This is a genomic window from Streptomyces apricus (assembly GCF_008369065.1).
Taxonomy (GTDB): domain Bacteria; phylum Actinomycetota; class Actinomycetes; order Streptomycetales; family Streptomycetaceae; genus Streptomyces; species Streptomyces apricus.
In genome coordinates, this window is record NZ_VDFC01000040.1 from 399,177 (window position 1) to 403,822 (window position 4,646).

4 protein-coding genes are annotated in these 4,646 nt (G+C 73.4%); 2 read left to right on the forward strand and 2 right to left on the reverse strand.

Translation table 11 applies throughout. The features are described from left to right. The coding region (locus FGF04_RS41065) for a PfkB family carbohydrate kinase (protein WP_235882337.1) at positions 1-516 on the reverse strand (516 nt) is incomplete at its 3' end. Between the two features lie 137 nt (positions 517-653). Here FGF04_RS41065 and FGF04_RS14730 point away from each other — a divergent pair. Both FGF04_RS14730 and FGF04_RS14735 read left to right on the forward strand, forming a co-directional pair. Then, positions 654-1,946 carry an amino acid deaminase gene (locus FGF04_RS14730; protein WP_149511752.1) on the forward strand — a complete coding sequence of 431 codons (1,293 nt, stop codon included), beginning with the start codon at positions 654-656 and terminating at the stop codon, positions 1,944-1,946. A 9-nt stretch (positions 1,947-1,955) separates the two neighbouring features. Beyond that, a complete protein-coding gene (locus FGF04_RS14735) occupies positions 1,956-3,584 on the forward strand; it encodes an N-acyl-D-amino-acid deacylase family protein (protein WP_149511753.1) in 1,629 nt (542 codons plus the stop codon). A gap of 21 nt (positions 3,585-3,605) precedes the next feature. Here FGF04_RS14735 and FGF04_RS14740 read toward each other — a convergent pair whose 3' ends face one another. Then, a complete protein-coding gene (locus tag FGF04_RS14740; protein WP_149511754.1) occupies positions 3,606-4,487 on the reverse strand; it encodes a S1 family peptidase in 882 nt (293 codons plus the stop codon). Positions 4,488-4,646 lie beyond the last annotated feature (159 nt).

Consider the following 4,646-nt stretch of genomic DNA (forward strand, 5'->3'; position numbering starts at 1 on the left):
GGGGCGCGGGGCCGTGAGGGCGGTCAGGAGCGACAGGCAGGACGGGGAGAGGGCCGCCGTGATGCCGGAGAGGTGCAGGACGCGGCCCGAGTCGAGCGCGTCCAGGTCGACGGTGGTGCGGGACATCGCCGAGGCCGCCGAGCCCTTGCGGTAGTACGCCACCTCGTGGGTGTCCGTGGAGCGGTCGCCGGCCGTGCGGAAGTAGATGCCGGTGGGGCGGGCGGGGTCGCGCCGCACGGCCGTGGTGTCGACGCCGTAGGAGGCGATCGTCTCCAGGAGGTGGTCGCCGAAGCCGTCGGCGCCGACCCGGCCGACCCACCGGGCGGTGTGGCCGGCGGCGGCCAGGACGCAGGCCACGTTGGACTCCGCGCCGCCGATCGCCCGCTCGAAGGACGGCACGTCGGCCAGGCGGCCCGGGCGGGAGGGGAGGAACGTGACCATGGACTCGCCGAGGGTGACGACCTCCGCGTCGGCCGGGGGGCGCGTGGCGTCGTCGGACGGTCCGGTGGGGGTCACGATGGCTGGGGCTCCTCGTCCTGGCGCGGGTCCGGTCGGCTCCGTTGACCCGGCGTTGGCCGAGATGTTAGACAGCGGTAAGCGCAATACGCAATGCCTGTTGCGTACAGTGCAACGATCCTGATCAGGAGGCTCTCATGGCTGGCGACACCACCGCGGAACGTCTGGCCGCGCTCGCGGACGAGCGTGTCGACCACCGGTTCAAGGGACTTCCGCCCGACGCCGAGGGCCTGACCGTCGGCGAGCTGGCCGCCGAGCGGCGCAACCTGTTCACGGGCGGGTTCACCACGCCGGTGCTCGCCCTCTCCGCCGAGCGCCTGGAGCACAACCTGCGGCTCATGGAGACCTACGCGCAGCGCCACGGCCTCGCCTTCGCACCGCACGGCAAGACCTCGATGGCCCCCCAGCTCTTCCAGCGGCAGATCGAGCACGGCGCCTGGGGCATCACCCTCGCCGTGCCGCACCAGGTACGGGTGGCCCGGGCCTTCGGCGTGCGGCGGATCTTCCTCGCCAACGAGTTGGTCGACCCGGCCGCCCTCGCCTGGGTCTCCGCGCAGCTCGCCGCCGACCCCGGCTTCCGCTTCGTCTGCTACGTCGACTCCGTGCGCGGTGTCGAGCTGATGGACGCCGCCCTGCGCGCCGGCGGCGATCCGGCCCGGCCGGTGGACGTCGTCGTCGAGCTGGGCGCGGGCGAGGGCGCCCGGACCGGCGTGCGGACGGAGGCCGGGTGCGCCGCCGTCGCGGACGCCGTGGCCGGGGTGGACACGCTGCGGCTGGTGGGGGTCGCCGGGTACGAGGGCGAGGTGCCGGACGCCGACCCGGAGCGGGTACGGACGTGGCTGCGCCGGCTGACCGCCCTGGCGGCGGACTTCGACAAGGCGGGCCGGTTCGGCGCGGCCGGGCTCGACGAGATCGTGGTCAGCGCGGGCGGCAGCGCCTGGTTCGACGCGGTCGCCGACGTCTTCGCGGAGCTGCCCGAACTGTCGCTGCCCGTGCTGAAGCTGCTGCGCTCGGGCGCCTACGTCTCGCACGACGACGGGCACTACCGCGAGGTGACGCCCTTCGTCCGCGTCCCCGAGGAGGGCGCCCTGCACCCCGCCTTCCGCCTGTGGGCGCAGGTCGTCTCGCGTCCGTCGGCCGGGCAGGCGTTCGCCAACGCGGGCAAGCGCGACGCCGCGTACGACCTGGACCTGCCCGAGGTGCAGGTGGTGCGGACGCGGGAGGGCGAGCGGCCCGCGGACGGCGTCACCGTCACCTCGCTGTCCGACCAGCACGCCTGGGTCCGCACCGACGAGGGCGCCGGGCTGGAGGTGGGCGACTGGCTGGGCATGGGCCTCTCGCACCCCTGCACCTCGTTCGACAAGTGGCAGCTGATCCCGCTCGTCGAACAGGACGGCACGGTCGTCGACTACATCCGCACCTACTTCTAGGAGCCCGCCATGATGGATCTCGTCATCCGTGACGTGGACGTCGTCGACGGCGGCGCAGGCCCGTCCTACCGGGCCGACGTGGGCATCGAGGGCGGCAGGATCACGACCGTGGTGCAGGAGGCCGCCGCGGCCGGGTGTCTGCGGCCCGCCGCCCGCCGGGTGGTGGACGCCGAGGGGCTCGTCCTGGCCCCGGGGTTCATCGACATGCACGCCCACAGCGACCTCGCCCTGCTGCGGGACCCCGACCACAGCGCCAAGGTGGCCCAGGGCGTCACCCTGGAGGTCATCGGGCAGGACGGGCTGTCGTACGCGCCCGTCGACGACCGCACGCTCGCCGAGGTGCGCCGCGCGATCACCGGCTGGAACGGCAGCGGGGACGACATCGACTTCAGCTGGCGCTCGGTGGGGGAATACCTCGACCGCCTGGACCACGGGTTCGGCGGTGAGGGGATCGCCGTCAACGCCGCCTACCTGATCCCCCAGGGCGCCGTGCGGATGCTCGCCGTCGGCTGGGACGACCGGGACGCGACGCCCGAAGAGCTGCGGCGGATGCGGCAGCTGGTCGCCGACGGGATGCGCGAGGGCGCGGTCGGCATGTCCTCGGGGCTCACGTACACCCCCGGCATGTACGCCAAGGACGCCGAGCTGACGGAACTGTGCCGGGTGGTCGCCGAGTACGGCGGCTACTACTGCCCGCACCACCGCTCGTACGGCGCCGGCGCCCTCGACGCGTACCGGGAGATGGTGGACCTGACCCGCGAGGCGGGCTGCGCCCTGCACCTGGCGCACGCCACCATGAACTTCGGCGTCAACAAGGGGAAGGCGCCGGACCTGCTGGCGCTCCTCGACGAGGCGCTCGCGGGCGGGGCCGACATCAGCCTCGACACCTACCCGTACACGCCCGGCTGCACGACCCTGGTGGCCCTGCTGCCCGGCTGGGCGAGCGAGGGCGGCCCGGCGGCGACGCTGACCCGGCTGCGGGACGAGGAGAGCGCCGGGCGCATCCGCCACCACCTGGAGGTGGTGGGCTCGGACGGGTGCCACGGCGTGCCCGTCGAATGGGACACCATCGAGATCTCCGGCACCGCCGATCCGGCGCTGGCGTCCTACGTGGGCCGCACCGTCCAGCAGTCCGCCGACGCACGCGGCGAGGACCCCTGGACCACCGCCCGCCGGCTGCTCCTGGACGACGGCCTCGGCTCGACGATCCTGCAGCACGTGGGCCACGAGGAGAACGTGCGGGCGATCATGCGGCACCGCGTCCACACCGGCGGCTCGGACGGCATCCTGCGCGGCGACAAACCGCACCCGCGGGCGTACGGCACGTTCCCGCAGTACCTGGGCCGGTACGTGCGGGAGCTGGGCGTGCTGAGCCTGGAGGAGTGCGTCGCCCACCTCACCTCGCGCCCGGCGGCGCGGCTGCGGCTGCCCGACCGGGGGCTGGTGAAGGAGGGGTACCGGGCGGATCTCGTCCTCTTCGACCCGGCGACGGTCGCCGCGGGGTCGACCTTCGACGCGCCGCGCACGCTCCCGACCGGCATCCCGCACGTCCTGATCGACGGGCGGTTCGTCGTCGAGGACGGCCGGCGGACGGACGTGCTGGCGGGACGGGCGGTCCGCCGCACCCCCACCGGCTGACCGCCCGGGGCCGCCGGCGGGCTACGGCTTGGGCAGGGTGCACCCGCTCGCGCTCAGGTCGAGCTTGCTGTCGAGGCCGAAGCAGGCGGGTATCTGGTAGGTCTCCTGCGCGTAGTTGATGCCGGGGCGGACGGTGACGGTGCCGTTCTCGTCCACCTCGCACGGATTGTTCTCGGTGCAGCGCCCGCCGTCCTCGTTGCCGGTGTTGTTGACGGCGACGACGGTGCCGGTGGCGTTGTCGACCACGGGCGAGCCGGAGGTGCCGCCGATGGTCTGGCAGGCGGAGGTGTAGCGGACCGAGTCCTTCCAGGTCCAGCTGCCCTCCTTGAGGCGGTAGGCGAAGCCGTCGACGTTGCAGGCGTACGTGCGCTTCCAGTAGCCGGAGACGACCGTGATGCCGGTGCCGGCGACCGGGTGCGTGTCGTTGAGCGTCAGCGGGCTGATGTTGTACGAGCTCCTGATCGCCCCGTACGTGGTGGTCAGCTGGTAGATCGAGACGTCCGTGTCGGTCATCGTGGCGTACGCGATCTTGCTGGCGCGCAGGGTGGCGACGCGGGTGCCGGCGGAGTTCAGCAGGCCGAAGGTGCGGGTGGAGGCGCGGTCGACGATGACCTGGCCGGCGGCCGGGAAGCCGGTCTCCAGGCAGTGGCCGTTGGACATCACCAGCGCGGGGTCGTCGTCCTCGGAGTCGGGGAAGCGGACGACGGAGCCGGAGCAGTTGCTGAGCGAGACGGTGCCGGCGAAGGTGGGGGCCGCGGCGGCGGCCGCCGCGGCGGCCGGCGTGCCGGCCGAGGTGCCGGTCGATGTCTCCGGCGCGGTTGCCGCCGATGCCGGTGCGGGTGCCGCCAGGCCGGTCCCCGCGATCACCAGGGCTCCGAGTGTGACGAGGAGAGGCTTCTTCATGTGGGGGTCCCCTCTTACGACGTGAGCGGCCGGAGGTCTTCCGGCCGCTTCCCGTTTTTGTCATGCGCATTCTGAGCGCAGACCGGCACCCCGACAAGAACGCGTTTCCGGCCGACCGCCGACCGCCTACCGGCGGGGTGGGGGGGTGACCTGTACGCG